Below are 19,905 nucleotides of genomic sequence, written 5' to 3' on the forward strand. Positions count from 1 at the left end.
TACTTACTCCTTAAAATACTGTTTTAACTTTAAAATTTTTACATCTTGGATATTACCTAAAATCTTATCAAAAATAAACAACGGACTCAAATAAAACGCTTCCCAATTTAAGAGAATTTTTAATTTATTTCTCTCCAACTTTATACTTTTCACTACTTTCTTAAGATTATATTCTTGAATCCTTTTTTTTCCTCTTTTTTGAATTAAAAAGACATCTGCCTTTTTAAAAGTTTGCAATTTTTTTTCTACCATAACTCTGTTTTTATCTTCTAATTGCACCTCAAAGTCCTCTGCAATAGATAAAGGTATTTTTGTTTTTAAAGGAATAGGCTCTATTTTAAAAAACTGAAGACCATTTGGCAAAAAAGAGTTAATCTTTTCTAATGAAAAAATTTCTATTTTTTTAAATAAATAAAGCTGAAAACATTCTTCTAAACTCTCTATACCTACAGGCAGCGCCCTACCAAAAGACATTAATGGAGCAGGATGAAACCCTTGGGAAAAGCTAAGAGGTATATCTAATCTCCTAAATATTCTTTCAAATAAACGCTGCAATTCCAGCTGACTCAAATAAGCAGACTCTTTGGTCTTAGTAAACCAAATTCTCCACTGAATACATTTACTTTTTTTAGACGGGGAAACAACGTTTAAAATAGGAACGCTCTTTTCTTGCTCATTTAAAATAGGTAAAACGGTTTTATTCTTAAAATCACAAACTCCACATCCAGTACAGTTCTCAAACCTACAATCTAGAGTAGTTTTTGCTTTTAATGCCTTTTGGTATTCCTTGCTTAAAAATTTTTTACTAACACCACAAGTTAGGTGGTCCCAAGGTAAAGTTTCGGACAAATCCCTATCTCTCAAATATTCAGAAATTTCTATACCACAATCCTTAAAAATTTCTTCCCAATTAGAAAAACATAGAAAATCATCCCAATTAGAAAAAACTTCCCCTTTAAAGTAAGCTTTAACTAAAACCTCAGCTAACTCCCGCCCTCCTCTAGAAAAAACTCCTTCTAAAATACTCATATAAGGATTATGCCATTTTAGTTGCATTCGGCGGTTTTGTTTAAATAAAGAACGTAAAAAATTAACCCGCTCTTGTAATTCTAAAAGACTAAGCTGTCTACACCATTGGAAAGGAGTATGGGCTTTAGGTACAAACAAGGACACAGAGGCAGTTAATCTTACTCTTTTGCTTGAAGCTGTCTGTAGAATTTTTACACACAAATCATAAATTCCTTTCAAGTCTTCTTTAGTCTCTGTGGGTAATCCCAACATAAAATAAAGCTTTACTTGCTGCCAACCTAAAGAAAAAATTTTTTCTGTATAATTTAAAATTTCCTCTTCTGTAATATTTTTATTAATCACATCCCGCAAACGCTGTGTACCTGCTTCTGGGGCTAAAGTTATACCTGTCCTTCGAATTCTTGACATCATTTCCATTAATTTTTCAGCTACAGATCCTACCCTAAGAGAAGGCAAAGAAATTGCCACTTGGTTATCAAGCAAAAACTTGATACTTTTACAAAATAATGAAGGTAACTTAGAAAAATCTCCAGTACTTAAGGATAAAAAAGAAAGCTCTTCATAGCCTGTATCTCTAAGCCCTTTGTATAACGCATTTAAAATTCCATCTACAGTTCGTTCTCTCACAGGACGATAAATAAAACCAGCATGACAAAATCTACATCCTCTAGTACACCCTCTTGCAATTTCCAATGTCAATCGGTCATGCACAGGCTTGCCAAATGGTAAAATAGGTTTAGTAGGTATTTCAATTTGATTTAAGTCTGGGAAGATATACTTATTAACTTGAGTATAATCTTTATACACAGGAGAAATAGTATATCCCCTATACTTTTTATTTATCTTAAAAAAACTCGGGATATAAATGCCTTGTTTACCTTTTAAAGAAAATAAAAACTCCTCTTTACTAAGACCTTGTTCCTTAGCCAATCTAAATAAGTTTAAAAAATCTAAAATTAATCCCTCTCCGTCACCCAAAAACATAATGTCAAAAAAAGGTGCTACAGGTTCAGCATTAAAAGTTACTCCCCCACCAGCAACAACAAGAGGATAATCATCGTCCCTTTTTGAGGACCAAAAAGGAATATTAGCTAAGTCAAGAATATATAAACAAGTAGTATATGCTAGTTCATTAGTGAGACTAAAACCAAGAACATCTAATTGAGTAAGAGGGGTATCTGATTCTAAAGTACAAAGAGGAGTGTTATATTTTCTTAAAATATCTGCTACCTCAAAACTAGGGGCAAAAACTCTTTCTGCATAAAACTCTTTTCTTGAATTGATCTCTTGATACAAAATCTTATGTCCATAATAAGACATTCCCACTTCATAGAGATCAGGAAATGCTAAGCCCACATGGACTTTTACTTGCTCTAAATCCTTATGATAAGAATTAGGTTCTGTACCTAAATAATGTGTAGGTCTTTTAAAAAATTTAAGATATTGCTTCACAATCTTTCTCTAAAAAGCAAAAAAGGCAGACCTGGGCCTGCCTTTTTTGCTTTTCCCAAGTTTAATTAGTATTTATTTCTTTAAAAAACCAGATAAATCTGTAATCTTCCCTCCAGGCCCAGCCAAATTAGATAAATCTTTTAAATCTGAAGGAGTAGATAATGTCAAATTACTAGAAGCCTCTAAATACTTTGTTTTTAACTCTTCTGGAACACTTTTATATTCATATAAAATATGCTTTCCATCTATCTCACCTGTTAACTCAGAGTCAAAAGGATACCCAAAAGGTAAAAGCATCATTTGAACTCCTGTTTGAGTTGGAACCATTTGCAAAGTAGCAGGGTCTTTGAGTTGTTTTTTCTCTTCATCCCATTTTGCTAAAACCATATCTCCATTTATAAGCTTTACTAACTTAACCTCATACGCCATTTTAAACTCCTTAATAAATATTTTTTTTGAGCTACATCTCAAAAAATAATTTATTGAAGTTAATTAGGCTTTAAGGTAGTGTCAAGAAACTTAATGGAGTAAAAAAACAAAAATCTTGTAAAAATTATCACAGAAAAAATAGGGGAGGAAACACAATGAACTTTTTAGACATAGTTTTTATAATAATAATCACTTTTTTTCTATTAAGAGGTATTTATAGAGGACTTGTGCAAGAAGTCTCTTCCCTTGTTGCTTTGTTCTTAGGATTTTTTCTTGCCAATAAATACTGGCAAGATGTCTTGCCTTATGTAGAAAAGATATTACCTCCTTCTTCTTGGACCAATGTAATTAGTTATTTTGTTGTTCTTTTAGGAGTAATGCTTGGCGTATATATCATCTCCACCATTTTAAAACATATCCTTAAAATGGCCTTTTTAGGTTGGTTTGATAGAATTGCTGGGGGGAGCTTAGGATTATTAAAAGCCATTATTCTCTGTTCTATTATGTTAATGATAATGACCTCTTTTTTGCCTACCAACGCTCCAGTACTTAAAGAATCAAAATTAGCCCCTTACATTCACCAAGCTAGCACCTCTTTAAGTGAACTTTTACCTGAAGAACTAAAAAATAATTTTGAACGAAAGAAACTTTTTTGGGAAAGAAAATGGAGGAAAACACTCCTTCCAAAATTGGAGAATAATTAATGAGCACAGCAGGTTTACATAAAATAAAAGAAGTAATCTCTACTCTCCTAGGACCTAATGGGTGCCCATGGGACAAAGAACAGACTCCTCAAAGCCTATGTGACTATCTCATAGAGGAATGTTTTGAATTAGTAGAGGCAATCCAAGAAAATAAAATAGAAGACGTAAAAGAAGAACTAGGAGACGTATTTTTTCTTCTTTTATTTATTATTCAGTTATATCAAGATAAGCTGAGTTTAGATGAAGTCTTAAATCTCTCTGCAGCTAAAATGATCGGCAGACACCCCCATGTCTTTGGAAACAAAAAAATTAAAGACATAAACGAATTACTTTCCATGTGGGAAAAAATCAAAAAACAAGAATTAGATAAAAAGAAACAATCTCGATCTATTTTTGACTCCATTCCCAAAAATCTTCCTCCTCTTTTAAAAGCATACCGTATTAATTCCAAAGCAGCACGCATTGGTTTTACTTGGCCAGACAATAAAAGCCAAGAACAAAAACTTGAAGAAGAATGGAAGGAGTGGTTAAAGGCTAAAAACGAACAAGCTCTATCTAAAATGGAAGAAGAGTTCGGGGATTATCTTTTTACGTTAACTGAATACGCTAGAAGACACAATATAAAACCAAATACAGCGTTACATCGAGCAAATCAAAAATTTCTTCTTAGATATAAAAAAATGGAAGAGCTTGCTAAACAATACAACCTAAATTTAGACTCTTTGTCTACAGAGGAACTAAATCAACTCTGGGAAAAGGCTAAAAAAGAAGTATAAAATTTATGTTTTTAAACCAAACCAAAATCAGATAAATGCTTTTTTAAGGCATTAAAAACATCTTCAAGGCTCAAATCCGTTGTATCTATAATAATTGCATCTTGCGCTGGACATAATGGAGCTATTTTTCTGGTTCTATCCTGCCTATCTCTAGCAATTATCTGTTCAAGTATTTTCTTATAATCTACCTCTATACCCTGCATTTTTAATTGTGCTAATCTTCTCCTTGCTCTTTCCTCAGGAGTAGCATCTAGAAAAAACTTCAGAGAAGCATCTTTAAAAACCACAGTTCCCATATCTCTTCCTTCAGCTACTAACGAAAATCTTTTACCTATCTCTCTTTGAGCTTGTTTTAAAAATTCTCGCACAACTCCTTTAGTAGCCAAAGCTGAAGCTAACATGCCAACTTCTTCTGTTCTAATTTCTGGTCCTAATTTTCTATTATTTAAACTTAAAACAAATTTATTGTCCTTGGAGTCTTTCTTTAAATCAAATTTAAATTCTAAAAGTTTTGTCTGTAAAGTTGTATCTGAATAATGCAAAGCTTCTTGCCCAAGCAAATAAGCTATCCCCCTAAACATTGCTCCTGTATCCAAATAGGCTATCTTTAGATAATCAGCTAATTTTCTAGCCATAGTAGTCTTACCAACTCCTGCTGGTCCATCTAAAGTGAGAATTATATGTTTAGACATTTAAAATCTCCTTCAAAACTTGAAGAAAAAAATTATTTTCATCTTCAGTGCCTACACTAACTCTAAGAAAATCATTTAAACCATAGGAACTGAGAGTTCTTATAATAATGCCTCTCTGTAACAAAAGGTTAAAAAGCTCATTCGCCTCATAAGGTGGTTTAAAAAGAATAAAATTAGCCTGCGAAGGAAATACTTCACATCCCATTTTTTTAAGAGCTGAGCTTAAATATTCTCTACCCTGCAAAACAACTTCTCTGGTCTTAGAATAAAAAAAACTGTCTTTGAGTGCTGCAATCCCTGCCTTTTCAGCTAAAATATTTACACTAAAAGGCAACCGAACTCTCCAAAAATAATCTGCAATATCTTCATTAGCTACAGCATACCCTAACCTTAAACCAGCTAAGCCAAATAATTTAGAAAAAGTTCTTAAAAAAATAACCTGAGGATAAAGCAAAAATTCATTTATAAAAGAATAATCCTCTAAAGGGTCCGCAAAGTCAATATAAGCTTCATCTAAGACTAAAAAACACCCTTGGGGAAGATTCTCTATAAATTCTTTTAAAATATCTTTTTTTACTGCATATCCTGAAGGATTATCTGGATTAGTAATAAATATTAGCTTAGTATTAGAAGTAATGCTTTGGCTTAGTTTATCAAAATTAAAACTAAAATCCTCGTTCAAAGATACCTGCTTTATACGAATTTTTTGCAATTTGGCCTGAGTTTTATAAATACTAAAACACGGTTTAAAAGTTAAGATCTCATCTTTTTCTGGATCTACCAATAAACGGATTAATATATCTATAATTTCATCAGAACCATTACCAACTATAATATTCTTTTCAGGAACTTTTAAAAAATTAGCTAATTCTTTTCTTAGCGACAAATTGCCACTTTGAGGATAGCGAAAACTATAGGCACTATATTTGTTTAAAACTTGTAAAACACAAGGAGAAACTCCTAAAGGATTTTCATTGCTTGCCATCTTGATAATCTTTCCAAGACCATATTTTCCCTTTATTTCCGATATACTCAATCCAGGTTCATAGGCCTTAAAATCCAGAAGATGTTTTTGAATGAACTGCTGCATAAATAACTCCTCCTCATTATAAAAAAAGCTCCCTTAAAACATTTTAAGGGAGCTTTAAAAAACTTATTAAAAGCTAGCAAGAAAATAATTACTCTAAAATCTTTGGTCTTATAAAAATTAAAAGCTCTTGTTTAGTCACAGCCTTATAATCATTTTTAAATAACCACCCCAATAAAGGAATTTTATGCAATCCAGGAACTCTATCTTGGGCTTCTGTAGTAGAAATCTTTCTAACTCCACCAATCACAATAGTTTCTCCATCATTCACTATTAACTTAGTTTTTGCCGTTTTTGTCTCTATATCTCCCCCTCCGCCAGGTACTGGAGTGTCATCAGATATATCCAAAGATAACACGATTTTATTGTCTGGTGTAATTTGAGGAGTGACACTTAATTTTAGAATTGCATCTTTATATTCAACTGTTGTCCCACCACTTTCTGATTCTGCAGTTACGGCAATTTTTGTTCCTTGAGTAATCTCTGCAGCTTGATTATTTAAGGTTACAATACGAGGAGAAGAAATAGTTTTGGCTAAATTCTGTGTTTCAGCCAGTTTTAATTCAGCATCCAATGTAAAAAGATCCTTACCTGCAATTTTAGCTAATTCTCCTGTAAATGTAATAGTAGAAGCAGGGGCATTTGCAGGATAATTCAATGTTGTAACACCATATTGTTTATAGTAAGCATTATTTTGACCAAAATTTTCTCCAGGATTTTGAGCTCCCCACTTTACTCCAAGAGCTCTTTTAAATTCATCCGTGGCATATACTATCCTTGCCTCTATAAGTACCTGTTTTTCGGGTCTATCTAATTTTTCTATTACTGCTTTAATTTGCTGAATATTAGATGCTGTATCTTCTATAATAAGTTGATTAGTTCTTGAATCAGAAGTTACCTTACCTCGCTCTGAGAGAAATGACTTAATTTTTGGTTCTATTTCCGCAGCTGTAGTATAATTTATTTGAATATACTCTCTAACTAGAGGCTCTAATTTTTTCATACTCTCTTTTGCCTTTTGAGCCTCTTCCCTTGCACGTCGTAAAGCTTCCCTTTCTGCCTGCAACTTTTCTTGGGTAGCAATCCGCATTATATTTCCACGAACAACCATTCCCAAATTTTTTTGCAACAACACTAAATCCAAAGCCTGATCCCAAGGAATATTAAATAATCTTAAAGAAATTTTCCCTGTAACGTCATCATCAATAATTAAATTATAATCTGTAACTGAAGTAATTAATCTTAATACATGCTCTATATCAGCGTCTTGTAAATCAATAGAAATCTTCTTCCCTGTATACTTTTTCTTCATGCCTGGTAAAATGGTATTTAACTCAGGCAAATCATTTTGAGCCTCAAAGTCGTTTTTCAATTTTTCTTTTTCTTCTGCAGTCTGTTCCCGCTTAAAATTATCAGAAGTAAGGAAAACCAAAGAAGATTTGCCTTCTATCATATCTAAATTAAACGGGACCCTCTCTGCCGTTGACAACATAATATTTAAATCACTTCCCTTATTTTGAAAGAATACGCTTTTAATTGGGGTATTAAACTTGTCCAACCGAAACACTTTTTCATAATTTGAAACAACATTTACCCCTAGTACCCTAATAAACATCTTATTCTTTTCACTTTTTAAGGGCAGCAAATTTAAAGGAACTTGAGTATCAAAACAGATAATAAGATTTCCTTTTCTATTTTTTAAAAAATCTATCTTTTGAATCTTATTTACTGCTGAACTTTGTTTATTAACTGTCTGTGCTACCTGAGAAGGTACAAAAGTAACCTCCAAAACCCCCTTCACTCTATCTCTAGATAACAAAAATTGACAAGGCTGCTTTAACTCTACCCGCAAAGATGTAGCCTTATCTCCATCTGAAGGATTATAAAAAATACCTTTTATAACTCCAGAAGGGTTGGGTAATGGAACCTTCTTATACTCTGGCAAAAACTTTAGCTCAAAGGTACTTCCATCCATTGCAGTTGTAATATTAATATTTAAAAGACCTGGAATATGAAGTGTCGTACGTTTATCCTTTATACTTATTTTAAATCTATCAACAGATTTTTCTTTTGTCTTAATCTCTGTTTTTAAAGGAGATGTTTCTAAATTATTAACATCTACCTTTTTAGGGGTATTCTTTTTAGAGGCACACCCCATACCCAAAACAAAAAGCACTACCAATAAATAAACAAAAATTCTCTTACCCATTATTCTTCCCCCTTTTTCGGGTGAAGTTTTAAAACAACTTGTTTCTTTTTTAGTTCACCAAAAATATCTACCACTTCTTCCTCCACAATAACATTATCTGGGGTAATTTTAACCACCTTACCATCATTTCTACCTACCACAAGACCAGGTTTTAAAATAAAACCTTTTCCATCTGGCAATTCAACCATTGCCCGTGCCCTATCTGGATGATCTGGATCCCACAGAATACCAACAACTCTTAATTGAGTCACCTCTATTTTTTCCAAAGGAGTTAAGCCAGCCTTTTTTCGTTTCTTAGAAGTAGAAACAACCTTATTAATAAAAGGTACAAAAGGATCTGGTTTTCCCTTTGTAGTATATCTATAATCAGAAGGTCTTAGCCACTTTGGCAAACTAGATAAAGTTTTGATAAACTTCTCCCCTTCTTCTTCCAATTGCTTTTCCACCTTGGGAGTTGTTTTAGTAAACCCTACATTACTCCACAATAAATTCATTATTATAATTCCAAAGAAAAAAATCTTTGTATTCATCTTTTATTCTTACCTTATCTTCTTCTTTTCTTTTTCTTAGCCTGTTGTTGAGCCAAAATCTCTTCCTCTGTCAAAGCCCTATATACTCTTAAATTACAATCTACTAAAAGATTACTTACATTTGTTTGTTTTCCCCGTGGAGCAAACTTTATATTTTCGATACTAACTAGTCTATTTAATCTAGTTAATTCGTCTAAATAACTCACAATATCATGAAAACTTCCAACTATCCGAATATTCACCCGTCTGGCAGCATAAAAGTCAAATTTAACTTCATTAAGAGGACGAAAATAAACAAATTCTATCCCCTTTTCTCGTCCTTTCATCTCAAAAGAGGCCAAAAGCTTTTCCAAGGCCTTTGCTCCCTCTGGCAATAAGGTTTTTGCTAAAACAAACTGTCTTTCATAAAATTTTAAATCCTTTCTCACTGCTTTCAATCTTGAAGCAATAACTCTATAGCGAGCAATCTCTGTATCTAATCTTTTCAAATTACTGGAGAGTCTATTCTGTTCCTCTAAATTAGCCCAAATACCAAAGTAACCCCATACTGCTATAATTAAAACAATAATCACTCCATAAACAATAAATCTCTTCTTTTCAGGAAGAGCAAAAAAATCCTGGATAGCTTTTTTTATCTTTTCCATTTACGACGTCTTCCCCATTACAAGATGGCATTTAAAATCTACTAATTCATATGGCCCAACTTTTTTCCTATTGGTCAACAAAATTTCTACTTGTTTGACATAAGGCGAACGCTTAAGTCTCTCAATATAAAAGGCTAGAACCTGATTATCTAAAGCCACTCCTTGAACCATTATATCTCCACTACTTGAAAGACTAAAACTTTCATACCATAATTTATTTTCTGGAATTGCCTTTATTGCTTCATCTATATAAATTACTGGTAGATTCTGTCTTTCTCTAATCTTTCTTATAGCATCTATTTTTTGTTGTAATCCTTCTACATTTTTTTTAAGTTTTTTTACTTTTGCTATAGTAAGCTGCAGTTGTCTTTTTTGACTCAACTTCTCTTTCTCTAAAGCTTTTAAAGCATCTACCTTTACTCCCAACCACCAACTTGCCCCCCCACATATACCAACAACCAACACTAAAACAACTAAAAAAACCCAAAAGTCTCCCTTTATTGGAAGGCGTTTCTTTTTTTCTTTTACAAGTAAATTTATTTTAAGCACTATAAAACACCCCTTAAAGCAAGTCCTGTAGCGGTCACCATTTGGTATTTTATTTCATCTAAATACTTTGCATCAAAAAATTTGGCATTCCGTTCTATCTTTCTCCAAGGATCTAGAAAATCTACAGGGATTTCAAACTCTTCAGACAACTTTCTATCTATCCCCACAATAGAAGTACATCCTCCGGACAAAAAGATTTTTTCTGCTTCTCCAGATTGAGGATATGTAGTCTTATAAAAATTTACTACTTTCCGCAACTCTGCAAGCCAATTTTCTATTTCTTCTTCTAATCTTTTAAAAACTTCTTTTCTTTGTTGTTTATCTAGCTCAATACCCCCATTTAACTTAACTCTCTCAGCATCTTCTACACTCACACCCAAGTAAGAAGCAATTCTATTTGTTAAATTAAATCCTCCAAAGCCCATTTCTCTAAACAACACTAGTTCTCCTTGAGAATAAACAGAAAAAATACTCTGACGTTCTCCTATATCAAACAAAAAAACTGTTTTAGCCTTTTCTTCTGGATAATTAAATTCAAAGACATTTGAGATAGCAAAAGCATCAATATCTATACACTCTACCTTTATTTTTGCTTTTGACAACCAGTTTATTTGATTATTAATAAACTCTTTCTTACAGGCTACTAAATATACTTCATACGCACTTTCCTGCTTATCTACCTTCAACACCTGATAATCTAAAACCACCTCATTCATATCAAAAGGAATGTATTGTTTAGCCTCTTTTAGTATAACTTCTTCTAAATCCTCTTCATCTTTTGCTTTAAAAATAACTTTTTTAACAATTGAGGCCTGCCCACTTACAGAAGTTGTTACTCGCACACCCTTTAATTTTAAACTCTGAAAAAATAATTTTAATTTATCCCCAAACTCTTCCTTACCTCGTTCTTCCATAGGGACAATAAAACGACCTGTTCTTAATAAAGAAAGTTTCTTACCTTTCTTTTCCAATGCCACAAGCTTAATCCATCTTGCGCCTAAATCTAAACCTACACCTGTCTTTTGCCCAAACACTTTTTAATCTCACTCCTTTTATTAAGGACGCACAGTTAACACTGGTTTGTCTGAACTTTTAACCACCTTTTCTGCTACAGAACCAAACAAAATCCTATCAATTCCTTTACGTCCATGAGTCCCCATTACTATCAGATCTACATCTTCTGTCTTAGCTAAATCCAAAATTTCTTCAGCAGCATATCCTGTACGCACAATACCAGTCGCCTTCATATCCTCAAAATTCTCTTGAATAAAGACTTCCATTGTTTTTTCTGCACCAGAAACTATCTCTCCCACAAAAGTTTCTATAGAAGCAGGAGGAACATGAAAACCAACATACTGAGAAAGAGACGGTGCTACATATAAAACAACAATTTCTCCTTTTAAAGCCTCTGCTAAAGTCTTAGCGTATTCTGCAACTTTTTTACTCATATCAGAAAAATCAATTGCACATAAAATTTTCTTAATATTCACCATAACCGCCTCCTTTTCAAAAATCAACCACTCTTTTATAAATTTACTTATCCTAAAATTAAAATTATAACAACCTTTTTTCTAACTTTTATTTAAAATATCAAAACTATGAAATTTCATCATTACACTAGCTCGTCCTTGAGTAACAGAACGCAGGTCAGTAGAGAATCCAAACATCCTTTCTAAAGCAGCAAGACATTGTATTATTCGCTGTCCTCCTCGTTCATACATATTTTCTATTCTCCCACCCTTACTACCTATTAAACTCACACATTCTCCTACAAATTCTTCAGGCGTATATATCTCTACCCACACAATAGGCTCTAGCAAAATTGGCGAAGCCTTTTCTAAAGCATTTTTCACAGCTTTAACTGCAGCCATTCTAAATCCTACTGGGCTTCCTCCTGATTGAAGCTGTAATTCTTTTACTCTTACCAAAATATCTTGAACAGGATATCCTTTGATAGAACCTGATTGTAAGGCATCTTCCACTCCCTGAAGGACACTTTCTATTATATCACTACTATATTCATTTTGATCTATTTCACAAACTATCTTTACTCCTGATTTTCTTTCTCTAGGTTCAATTATAACCTTCACCCAACCATAGTGAAATTCTTCTCCTAATTCTTTTGCAAATTCTCCCACAGCCTCAGCCTTTTTAGTAATAGTTTCTAAATATACTACCTGAGGTCTTCCAGATCGAAATTCTACTCCATACTCCCGTCTAATTCTATCCATTACTACGTCTAAATGTAGCTCCCCCATCCCAGAAAGAATAATTTGATCAGTATTTTCATCTCGTTCCACTTTTAAAGTAGGATCTTCCTGCAAAAGCTTTTGCAGGACTTCTTCTAATTTTTCTTCATGTTCTGAGTTTTTAGGTTCCAAGGCTATAGAAATAACTGGTTTATATTCGCCAATTTTTTCTAACAAAATAGGTTCTTCTGCTAAAGCCAAAGTATCGCCTGTCCTAGCCAACTTAAGTCCTGCTAAAGCTACTATCTCTCCAGCCTTTGCCCTTTCTAATTTTTCTTTATGATTTGCATGTAGCCTAAAAATGCGGGCAACCCTTTCTTGTTTTTTTTGAGTAACATTATAGATATTTTGACCTGGCTTCAGTTCTCCTGAATACAACCTAGTTAATACTAACTTTCTTCCCGTCTCCATACTTACCTTAAAAACAAGAGCAGACAACGGAGCTTTTGCAGAAATAGGAAAACTCTTTTTTTCTTTAGTCTTTGGGTCTATCCCTTCTAGTTGCGGTACGTCTAAAGGTGATGGCAAGAAATCTACTATGGCGTCTAAAACAGGCTGTATTCCTATATTCTTAAGAGCAGAGCCAGCGAGCACAGGAACAACTTTTCCTTTTAAAGTAAATTTACGTAAAGCATTCTTAATCTCGGCTAATTCAATATCTTCCCCTTCCACATATTTAATCATAATAGAATCATCTAAATCAGCCAATTTTTCCAAAAGATCATTTCTATATCTATCAACATATTCTTTTTCTTCTGAATTTAATTCCAGATATTCAAAGCTTCTACCCTGATCTTGGACATTAAAAACAACTTTCTTTTGTTGCAAAACATCAAAGACTCCTTTGAACTCCTCCCCACTTCCCCAAGGGGCTTGAATAACTACATAATTTGCATTCAATTTATCACGCATAGACTCTAAAACAAAATCAAAATTGGCTCCCAACCTGTCCATTTTATTAATAAAAGCAATCTTGGGAATATTATAAGTCTCAGATTGATGCCAAACTGTCTCGCTTTGAGGTTCCACTCCCCCCACGCCACAAAAAACAGCAACAACCCCATCTAATACTCTAAGCGCTCTCTCTACTTCTATAGTAAAATCTACATGGCCTGGAGTATCAATTAAATTAATAATTTTCTTTTTCCACTCTAAGGTTGTGCAAGCAGAAACAATAGTAATACCTCTTTCTTGCTCTTGAGGAAGATAGTCCATAGTAGCCGTGCCCTCATGCACTTCTCCCATTCTATGAATTTTTTGAGTATAAAACAGAATTCTTTCGCTTAAAGTAGTTTTACCAGCATCTATATGGGCAATAATTCCTATATTTCGAATTTGTTCCAGATACTTCTCTTTTTTCATACTAGTCTTCCCCCTTGATTAACATCACTTTATGCTGTTTAGGGATGTATCTTTCAATATCTGGCCAAATCCAACTTGTTTCCTTTCCTTTTCCTAAGACTAAAGGACTTTCAAATAAGTTTCTTTCTCCTATAGTAAGAAAAAATTTTCTTGTTTCTAATTCTTTTTCTGAAATTTTTTCAACCCAATTATTAGAAAAATAAAGAGCTTTAAATTGAATATGAGGATGCGCCCACAATAATATATTTAAATCTAATTCTTTTTCTTGCATTACTATAACCCCTGTTTCAACTTGGGGCACTCTCCAAAGTATTCCTTCAAAAGGAATTTTTTCTTTTTTAAAACCAAACCAAAACACTCCTTGTATGTCTTCTTGTTCCCAAAAAGTATAAATACTTTTCCTAGAAGCACATGCTATATTATTAATCCCTGCAAGTTCTAAAGCAGTTAAAAAATAAAATCTTTGAGAAAAATTAATTTTACCTATAAACACAATTCCAATTTGTTCTATTCCGCTTGCAATAAGGGGCAATACAACAGCCAATACCTGATTAATAGCCAAAAACTTAGGTTCTATAATACATAAAACCTTTCTAAAAGGTTTCGTTTGTTTTTTGTAAGTGCATATAGAAAAATACTTTTCTTCCCTCTTTTGAGAAGGTTGATTAAATGGATAAATATAACTTAAATCAGCAATTTGCTGTTTAAAGAAACTTCGTTGTCTTGCTGTAGTTTTTTGATATGCTTTGTCTAAAATGCTATCTTTTAAACCATATTTTTCAAAAAAATCATTCCACATTTTTACGCCTTAATAAAAAAAGCGGCTTTAAGCCGCTTTTATTTATAACCAATCAAACCACTCTTTCCAACTTCCCTGTTCCCTCTCCCGGGCCTTTTCTCCTTTTTCCTTTTGATATTCTAGATAAGCTAAGGATTTTCTTTCCCTTGCATACTCTAAAACTTCTGGCAAATCTGAATAATTTTTTTCCACATAAGAATATCTTTTCCAAGCAGCTAAATATCTACCTGTTCTCCAATAAAAATCAGCTACAAACAACTCATGCTCTGCCATTAAATAACGACATTTACGGATATATAATTTAGCTTCCTTAGCATATTTACTTGTTGGATAACTTTCCACTACTCTCGTAAAATAAGATAAAGCCTCAGCCACATTTGTATAGGGCTTGTCCACAGACTCAAACTGTTTATAATTGGCTAATCCAATTTTAAAAAGCACATAGCTTATGGCCTCATGTCTAGGATGTAAGGCTTCAAACTCTTTATACACATCCACTGCTGCCTGATAATCTCCATTTAAAAAATAAGCATCCCCCAAACTAATCTCAGCTTGAGGAGTATATGGAGAAAAAGGATAACGATCCTTTAATTTAGAAAAATACTCTATCGCCCTAGAATAATCTTTATTTTGTAATGCGTCATAACCTGCCTGAGCTAGTTCTTGGGCTGTGTCCTCAGGCGGCGATAAAAAAAGGTAATCAACGACTCCACATCCACTAAGGCTCCAACAAAGAAGAAAAAGAAGAAAAATAGGTCTAATTCTACTCATCATTTAACTGTTCCAAATACGAAGAAGCATTAAATCCAGCACAAGCCCCATCTCCTACAGCAGTAGATACTTGTCTACACAATTTAGCTCGAATATCTCCTGCGGCAAAAATCCCAGGAATATTGGTTCTCATTTCTGAGTCTGTAAATACAAAACCTCTCTCATCTTTTTTAATCTCTGAAGGCAAAAAGTCCGTATTTGGTTCAACCCCAATAAACACAAAAGCTCCATTGACATTTAATACTTTATTCTCTCCAGTTTTTACATTTTTCAGACCAACAGCTTGCAATTCTTTTTCACCCTTAAATTCTGTAACCACTGTATCCCATAATACTTCAATTTTAGGATTGGCTAATACCTTTTCTTGATAAATTTTTGTGCCGCGAAATTTATCTCTCCTATGAATAAGATAAATCTTTTTTACTATTTTTGAAAGATATAATGACTCTTCCAAGGCTGTATCACCGCCCCCAATACAAGCTACAACTTGATCTCTAAAAAAATTACCATCACATACAGCACAATAAGATACACCTTTCCCTGCAAATTCTTGTTCCCCTGGAACACCTAATTTTCTCCATCTAGCACCACTGGCGATCACAATAGCCTTTGCTTTTATTTCTTCCTCTTCTAGCTCAACAGTATGAAAATTGTCTCCTATTTTAAGTGACTTTACTTCTCCAAAAATCTTTTCAGGATTATAGAGATCTACCTGTTTCGCAAAGGCATCTGCTAGTTCAAAACCTGCAATTCCATTAGGAAAACCTGGATAATTTTCTATTTTTTCTGTTAATAAAACCTGGCCACCCGGGCTTAATTTCTCAATTAAAACAATCTTTCTTCTTGCCCGTAAAAGATAAAGGGCGGCCGTTAATCCTGCAGGACCGCCCCCAATTACGGCTACTTCAAATTCTTTCATTTTAAAGAGCCTTTTCAGAAATCATTTGTTTTAAACTAGATTTAGAAACTGCACCTGTTATTTGTTCTACTACCTGGCCACTTTTGAATAAAATAAGAGTAGGAATAGCTCTAATCCCGTATTTACTAGGCGTAGATGGGTTCTCATCAACATTCATTTTAACTATTTTTACCTGCCCTGCATACTCCTGAGCTAGTTCTTCAATAATCGGTGCAATAGCCCTACATGGACCACACCATGGCGCCCAAAAATCTACTAATACGGGCTGCTCACAATTCAATACTTCTGCCTCAAAGTTACTGTCTGTAACCTGACCTGCCATGATTCTCTCCTTTTAAGTTTTATACGTATATTCTAATTTTAAACTAGAATTTAGTTACCTATTTTAGACCTGTCAAGAAAATAAAGATTTTTAACTTCTATTTCTTGCCAAATTTCTTCCCACGAAACGTCTTTTAAAAAAAGTTCTTTTTCTTGTTCTTCTCTTTCTATCTTCTTTATCTCCCAAAAAGAATTCCATTTATCTAATAATATCTCCACTAATAATGGATCAAAATGATGTCCTTTTTCTTCTAAAAGTATCATTTCTACTTCTCTTTCAGAAAAAGGAGGCTTATAAACTCTCTTAGAGCTTAAAGCATCAAACACATCTACTATAGCAGCAATTCTTCCTATTAAGGGAATGTCTTCACCCTTCAATCCTCTAGGATATCCTCGTCCATCATAACGTTCATGATGAGTTAAGGCAACCACTTGGGCTTGTTTTAAAAGAGAAGATTTTGCATTTCTTAGAATATAGCCTCCAATAAGAGTATGTTTCTCCATAATTTTCCGTTCCTCTGAGGTAAGAGGGCCAGGTTTTTGTAAAATTACGTCAGGAATGCCTAACTTGCCAACATCATGCATAGCCACTGCCCAGTATAGCTCTGTTTCATCCATCCAACCCAATTCCTTACCTAACAATACAGCCATCTTTCCTACTCTTCTAATATGAGATGCTGTTTCTTTATCTCTATATTCTGCAGCCACACCTAACCTAAAAAGTGTATCTAAATGAGCCTCCTCTATTTCTTGATAAAGCTTTGCATTAACAAGAGCTACAGCAGCCTGTGCCGCGAAATAACGCATTGGCTCTAAAAATTCTTTTTTAAAGGGAATTATTTGCTCTCCTTGTTTTGCATTAATAAGCTGCAAAACACCAACAACTTCATTTCTCGGAGTCTTCAGAGGAAGTACTAACATAGACTTTGAATAATAGCCATTTGCCCTGTCCCATTCTCTATAAGAACAAAAATCATATTCCTCATTTTTATACAAATCATCTATTATTAAACTCTTGCCTGTCAAAGCTACATACCCTGCTACACTCTTCTTATTCATAGGAAGAGAAAAGTGTTCAAATAAATTTTTTACTTTTTCTTTACCAAACCGCTTCTCCAAGGTATCATTTTGACTAGTTAAAAACACCAAATGATTACCATCTACAGAATAAATAGTTCCCGCATCAGCATTTGTTAGCTCTCTAGCCTTAAATAAAATAAGTTCTAATAATTCATTAAGGTCTATTACGCTACTTAGGGCAATGCCAACAGATATAAGTTTAGCACTCAGATCTGAAATGACCATTTACATACTTTCCTTAAAATCCCACGGTATGGTTCTTCCTCTTGGAATTGCATCTAAAGACAAATCATGTTTAAAACCAGCCTTAGCAAAAATTTCTCCTAAATAGGCTATCATTATCCCATTATCTGTACACAGCTTAGGCGAAGGGATCCAACATTTAAGATTGTTTTCCTCACATAAAATTCTCAGTTCCTGTCTTAAAACACTATTGCAGGCTACTCCTCCTGCCACTACCAATCCCTTTACTTTAGCCAATCTAAGGGCCCTACGGATCTTTATCTTTAAAGATTCAACTAAGGCATAAATTAAAGATGCACACATATCTTTAACGTCTTGGTTAGCTAACAAGATAGCATTTTCTTCTGCTTTAGGGAAAATCACCTCTGGATGCATAGCTAAATAATTTGCAACAGCTGTTTTTATGCCGCTAAAGCTAAAATCCAAATTAGTATTATCTATATAAGGACGAGGAAACATTTTTTTATCTACTTTCCCTTCTCTAGCCAATTTATCAATAAAAACTCCCCCAGGATAGGGTAAATTCAACATTTTTGCTACTTTATCAAAGGCTTCTCCTATGGCATCGTCTAAAGTTTTACCCAACAACTTGAATTCAAAAAACGACTTGATAAGATAAAGGTGAGTATGCCCTCCTGAAACCAATAATCCCAAACAAGGAAATTCTAAATTTTGTTCCAAATCCGTAACTAATAAATGAGCAAGAAGGTGATCTATACCTATTAAATTCTTCCCAAGACTAAGAGCAAGTCCCTTTGCAAAACCAAGACCAATAAGTAAACTTGCCAACAGACCTGGCCCTCTTGTTACAGCTATTACTTCTATATCTTTAGGAGAGCACTTACTTCTTTCTAATAGAATTTCAAATAGCTGGGGCAAAACTTTTAAATGTTCTCTTGATGCCAACTCAGGGACCACCCCACCAAATACAGAATGAATTTCTACCTGACTGGCCAAGGTTTCAGCAATTACCTGTCCATTATCTACCAAGCTTAGACCTGTTTCATCACAAGAAGTTTCTATCCCTAAGGTTAACACATTCACTCCTACTTAACTCTTATAAATATCAAGCACTTTTTTTACCTCAGTAGCAGAACCAATAAATAATGGAACTCTCTGATGAAGTTCTTCTGGTAAAATATCTAAAATCCTCTGCTCTCCATCTACAGCCATTCCACCAGCTTGTTCTACTAAGAAAGCCATAGGATTCGCTTCATATAACAGTCTCAATTTGCCCCTAGGTTTTTTAGGATCTCTGCAATCTTTTGGATACATAAAAATTCCTCCATATAAAAGAGTGCGATGAAAATCAGCCACCAACGATCCTATATAACGCAGACTATATGTGGACTTCCCAGCAGAAACATCTTTAAATGAAGCTATTACTTGCTTTGTTTTATCATCCCAAAATGGAAAATATCCTTCATTAACAGAATATATTTTACCTTTTTTAGGAATCATTATATTAGGATGAGAAAGCAAAAATTCACCGACACTAGGATCTAAAGTAAATCCATGCACACCTTGTCCTGTACTGTATACCAGCATGGTAGAAGAGCCGTATAAAAAATATCCTGCAGCCACTTGTTGAGAGCCTTTTTGAAGCAATTCGCCTAATGTAGGATAATCTGTATCCTTCTCCTGCTTATAAATAGAAAAAATAGTACCTATACTTACATTGGCGTCAATATTAGAAGAACCATCTAAAGGATCAAACACTAAAAAATATTTTCCTTTTGAATATTTCTCAGGTATTTCTATAATATCTGCATTTTCTTCTGAAGCCATAGCACAAAGGACTCCTGAGCGTTGCAACCGATGAATAATCACTCTATTCGCAAACTCATCTAATTTCTGAACCTGTTCCCCTTGAACATTAATCTCGCCTGTTTCTCCTAACACATCCATCAAGCCTGCCTTATTAACTGCTCTAGAAATTATCTTAGCTGCTAAAATAAGCTCTGTTAAAAGCCTTGTAAAATTTCCTGTTGCTAATGGGTTTTCTTTTTGATGTAAAAGCAAATGCTCAATAACAGTAATCTGACGCATACCTACCTCCT

General features: G+C 33.8%; 20 protein-coding genes. 2 read left to right on the forward strand and 18 right to left on the reverse strand.

Annotation, left to right across the window (positions count from 1 at the left end; translation table 11 throughout):
- Positions 1-3: 3 nt before the first annotated feature.
- Positions 4-2,481, reverse strand: a complete 2,478-nt coding sequence (locus tag BLP60_RS03605) for a TIGR03960 family B12-binding radical SAM protein (RefSeq protein WP_092063540.1) — start codon at positions 2,479-2,481, stop codon at positions 4-6.
- A 72-nt stretch (positions 2,482-2,553) separates the two neighbouring features.
- Positions 2,554-2,910: a hypothetical protein gene (locus tag BLP60_RS03610; RefSeq protein ID WP_092063543.1), complete on the reverse strand. Its 357-nt coding sequence runs from the start codon at positions 2,908-2,910 to the stop codon at positions 2,554-2,556.
- Positions 2,911-3,065: 155 nt separating this feature from the next.
- Here BLP60_RS03610 and BLP60_RS03615 point away from each other — a divergent pair, with 155 nt between their 5' ends.
- Together BLP60_RS03615 and mazG are read left to right on the forward strand one after the other, a co-directional pair.
- Positions 3,066-3,614, forward strand: coding sequence for a CvpA family protein (locus tag BLP60_RS03615; RefSeq protein ID WP_092063546.1), 549 nt, complete (start codon positions 3,066-3,068; stop codon positions 3,612-3,614).
- Positions 3,614-4,390: a nucleoside triphosphate pyrophosphohydrolase gene (gene mazG / locus BLP60_RS03620; protein ID WP_092063549.1), complete on the forward strand. Its 777-nt coding sequence runs from the start codon at positions 3,614-3,616 to the stop codon at positions 4,388-4,390. The genes BLP60_RS03615 and mazG overlap by 1 nt, the downstream gene beginning before the upstream one ends.
- A gap of 11 nt (positions 4,391-4,401) precedes the next feature.
- Here the strand turns inward: mazG and cmk are convergent, their stop codons facing one another.
- From cmk to fbp, 16 genes are all read right to left on the reverse strand, one after another.
- Entirely contained in the window at positions 4,402-5,082 is a 681-nt protein-coding gene (cmk, locus tag BLP60_RS03625) for a (d)CMP kinase (protein ID WP_092063553.1), read from the reverse strand.
- Positions 5,075-6,172, reverse strand: coding sequence for a histidinol-phosphate transaminase (hisC, locus tag BLP60_RS03630; protein WP_092063556.1), 1,098 nt, complete (start codon positions 6,170-6,172; stop codon positions 5,075-5,077). The genes cmk and hisC overlap by 8 nt, the downstream gene beginning before the upstream one ends.
- Before the next feature lie 88 nt (positions 6,173-6,260).
- Positions 6,261-8,378: a type IV pilus secretin PilQ gene (locus BLP60_RS03635; protein ID WP_092063559.1), complete on the reverse strand. Its 2,118-nt coding sequence runs from the start codon at positions 8,376-8,378 to the stop codon at positions 6,261-6,263.
- Positions 8,378-8,908, reverse strand: a complete 531-nt coding sequence (locus BLP60_RS03640; protein WP_092063562.1) for a pilus assembly protein PilP — start codon at positions 8,906-8,908, stop codon at positions 8,378-8,380. Before BLP60_RS03640 ends, BLP60_RS03635 begins: the two co-directional genes overlap by 1 nt.
- A gap of 14 nt (positions 8,909-8,922) precedes the next feature.
- Positions 8,923-9,552, reverse strand: coding sequence for a type IV pilus inner membrane component PilO (locus tag BLP60_RS03645; RefSeq protein WP_092063565.1), 630 nt, complete (start codon positions 9,550-9,552; stop codon positions 8,923-8,925).
- Positions 9,553-10,101, reverse strand: coding sequence for a PilN domain-containing protein (locus BLP60_RS03650; protein ID WP_092063567.1), 549 nt, complete (start codon positions 10,099-10,101; stop codon positions 9,553-9,555). It abuts the gene before it with no gap.
- Entirely contained in the window at positions 10,101-11,135 is a 1,035-nt protein-coding gene (gene pilM / locus BLP60_RS03655; protein ID WP_092063570.1) for a type IV pilus assembly protein PilM, read from the reverse strand. Before pilM ends, BLP60_RS03650 begins: the two co-directional genes overlap by 1 nt.
- Positions 11,136-11,156: 21 nt before the next feature.
- Positions 11,157-11,594 (reverse strand): universal stress protein, encoded by a 438-nt coding sequence (locus BLP60_RS03660; protein WP_092063573.1) that lies wholly within the window; start codon positions 11,592-11,594, stop codon positions 11,157-11,159.
- Positions 11,595-11,672: 78 nt separating this feature from the next.
- A complete protein-coding gene (fusA, locus tag BLP60_RS03665; protein WP_092063576.1) occupies positions 11,673-13,712 on the reverse strand; it encodes an elongation factor G in 2,040 nt (679 codons plus the stop codon).
- A gap of 1 nt (position 13,713) precedes the next feature.
- Positions 13,714-14,511: a hypothetical protein gene (locus tag BLP60_RS03670; protein ID WP_092063579.1), complete on the reverse strand. Its 798-nt coding sequence runs from the start codon at positions 14,509-14,511 to the stop codon at positions 13,714-13,716.
- A 42-nt stretch (positions 14,512-14,553) separates the two neighbouring features.
- Positions 14,554-15,285 carry an outer membrane protein assembly factor BamD gene (locus BLP60_RS03675; RefSeq protein ID WP_092063582.1) on the reverse strand — a complete coding sequence of 244 codons (732 nt, stop codon included), beginning with the start codon at positions 15,283-15,285 and terminating at the stop codon, positions 14,554-14,556.
- Positions 15,275-16,201 carry a thioredoxin-disulfide reductase gene (gene trxB / locus BLP60_RS03680; RefSeq protein WP_092063584.1) on the reverse strand — a complete coding sequence of 309 codons (927 nt, stop codon included), beginning with the start codon at positions 16,199-16,201 and terminating at the stop codon, positions 15,275-15,277. Before trxB ends, BLP60_RS03675 begins: the two co-directional genes overlap by 11 nt.
- A 1-nt stretch (position 16,202) precedes the next feature.
- Positions 16,203-16,523, reverse strand: a complete 321-nt coding sequence (gene trxA / locus BLP60_RS03685) for a thioredoxin (protein WP_092063587.1) — start codon at positions 16,521-16,523, stop codon at positions 16,203-16,205.
- Positions 16,524-16,573: 50 nt separating this feature from the next.
- Positions 16,574-17,827 (reverse strand): HD domain-containing phosphohydrolase, encoded by a 1,254-nt coding sequence (locus tag BLP60_RS03690; RefSeq protein ID WP_092063590.1) that lies wholly within the window; start codon positions 17,825-17,827, stop codon positions 16,574-16,576.
- The gene (tsaD, locus tag BLP60_RS03695; protein ID WP_092063593.1) at positions 17,828-18,883 is read right to left on the reverse strand and encodes a tRNA (adenosine(37)-N6)-threonylcarbamoyltransferase complex transferase subunit TsaD; all 1,056 of its coding nucleotides are present in this window, start codon (positions 18,881-18,883) and stop codon (positions 17,828-17,830) included.
- Between the two features lie 12 nt (positions 18,884-18,895).
- The gene (fbp, locus tag BLP60_RS03700) at positions 18,896-19,894 is read right to left on the reverse strand and encodes a class 1 fructose-bisphosphatase (protein ID WP_092063596.1); all 999 of its coding nucleotides are present in this window, start codon (positions 19,892-19,894) and stop codon (positions 18,896-18,898) included.
- Between the last annotated feature and the right edge of the window lie 11 nt (positions 19,895-19,905).

Source organism: Desulfonauticus submarinus, from assembly GCF_900104045.1.
Lineage (GTDB): Bacteria > Desulfobacterota > Desulfovibrionia > Desulfovibrionales > Desulfonatronovibrionaceae > Desulfonauticus > Desulfonauticus submarinus.

Coding starts and splice junctions, on each gene's coding strand:
- BLP60_RS03610 (WP_092063543.1), bottom strand. CDS start 2,910: ATGGCGTATGAGGTTAAGTTAGTAAAGCTTATAAATGGAGATATGGTT.
- BLP60_RS03615 (WP_092063546.1), top strand. CDS start 3,066: ATGAACTTTTTAGACATAGTTTTTATAATAATAATCACTTTTTTTCTA.
- mazG (WP_092063549.1), top strand. CDS start 3,614: ATGAGCACAGCAGGTTTACATAAAATAAAAGAAGTAATCTCTACTCTC.
- cmk (WP_092063553.1), bottom strand. CDS start 5,082: ATGTCTAAACATATAATTCTCACTTTAGATGGACCAGCAGGAGTTGGT.
- hisC (WP_092063556.1), bottom strand. CDS start 6,172: ATGCAGCAGTTCATTCAAAAACATCTTCTGGATTTTAAGGCCTATGAA.
- BLP60_RS03635 (WP_092063559.1), bottom strand. CDS start 8,378: ATGGGTAAGAGAATTTTTGTTTATTTATTGGTAGTGCTTTTTGTTTTG.
- BLP60_RS03640 (WP_092063562.1), bottom strand. CDS start 8,908: ATGAATACAAAGATTTTTTTCTTTGGAATTATAATAATGAATTTATTG.
- BLP60_RS03645 (WP_092063565.1), bottom strand. CDS start 9,552: ATGGAAAAGATAAAAAAAGCTATCCAGGATTTTTTTGCTCTTCCTGAA.
- BLP60_RS03660 (WP_092063573.1), bottom strand. CDS start 11,594: ATGGTGAATATTAAGAAAATTTTATGTGCAATTGATTTTTCTGATATG.
- fusA (WP_092063576.1), bottom strand. CDS start 13,712: ATGAAAAAAGAGAAGTATCTGGAACAAATTCGAAATATAGGAATTATT.
- BLP60_RS03670 (WP_092063579.1), bottom strand. CDS start 14,511: ATGTGGAATGATTTTTTTGAAAAATATGGTTTAAAAGATAGCATTTTA.
- BLP60_RS03675 (WP_092063582.1), bottom strand. CDS start 15,285: ATGATGAGTAGAATTAGACCTATTTTTCTTCTTTTTCTTCTTTGTTGG.
- trxB (WP_092063584.1), bottom strand. CDS start 16,201: ATGAAAGAATTTGAAGTAGCCGTAATTGGGGGCGGTCCTGCAGGATTA.
- trxA (WP_092063587.1), bottom strand. CDS start 16,523: ATGGCAGGTCAGGTTACAGACAGTAACTTTGAGGCAGAAGTATTGAAT.
- BLP60_RS03690 (WP_092063590.1), bottom strand. CDS start 17,827: ATGGTCATTTCAGATCTGAGTGCTAAACTTATATCTGTTGGCATTGCC.
- fbp (WP_092063596.1), bottom strand. CDS start 19,894: ATGCGTCAGATTACTGTTATTGAGCATTTGCTTTTACATCAAAAAGAA.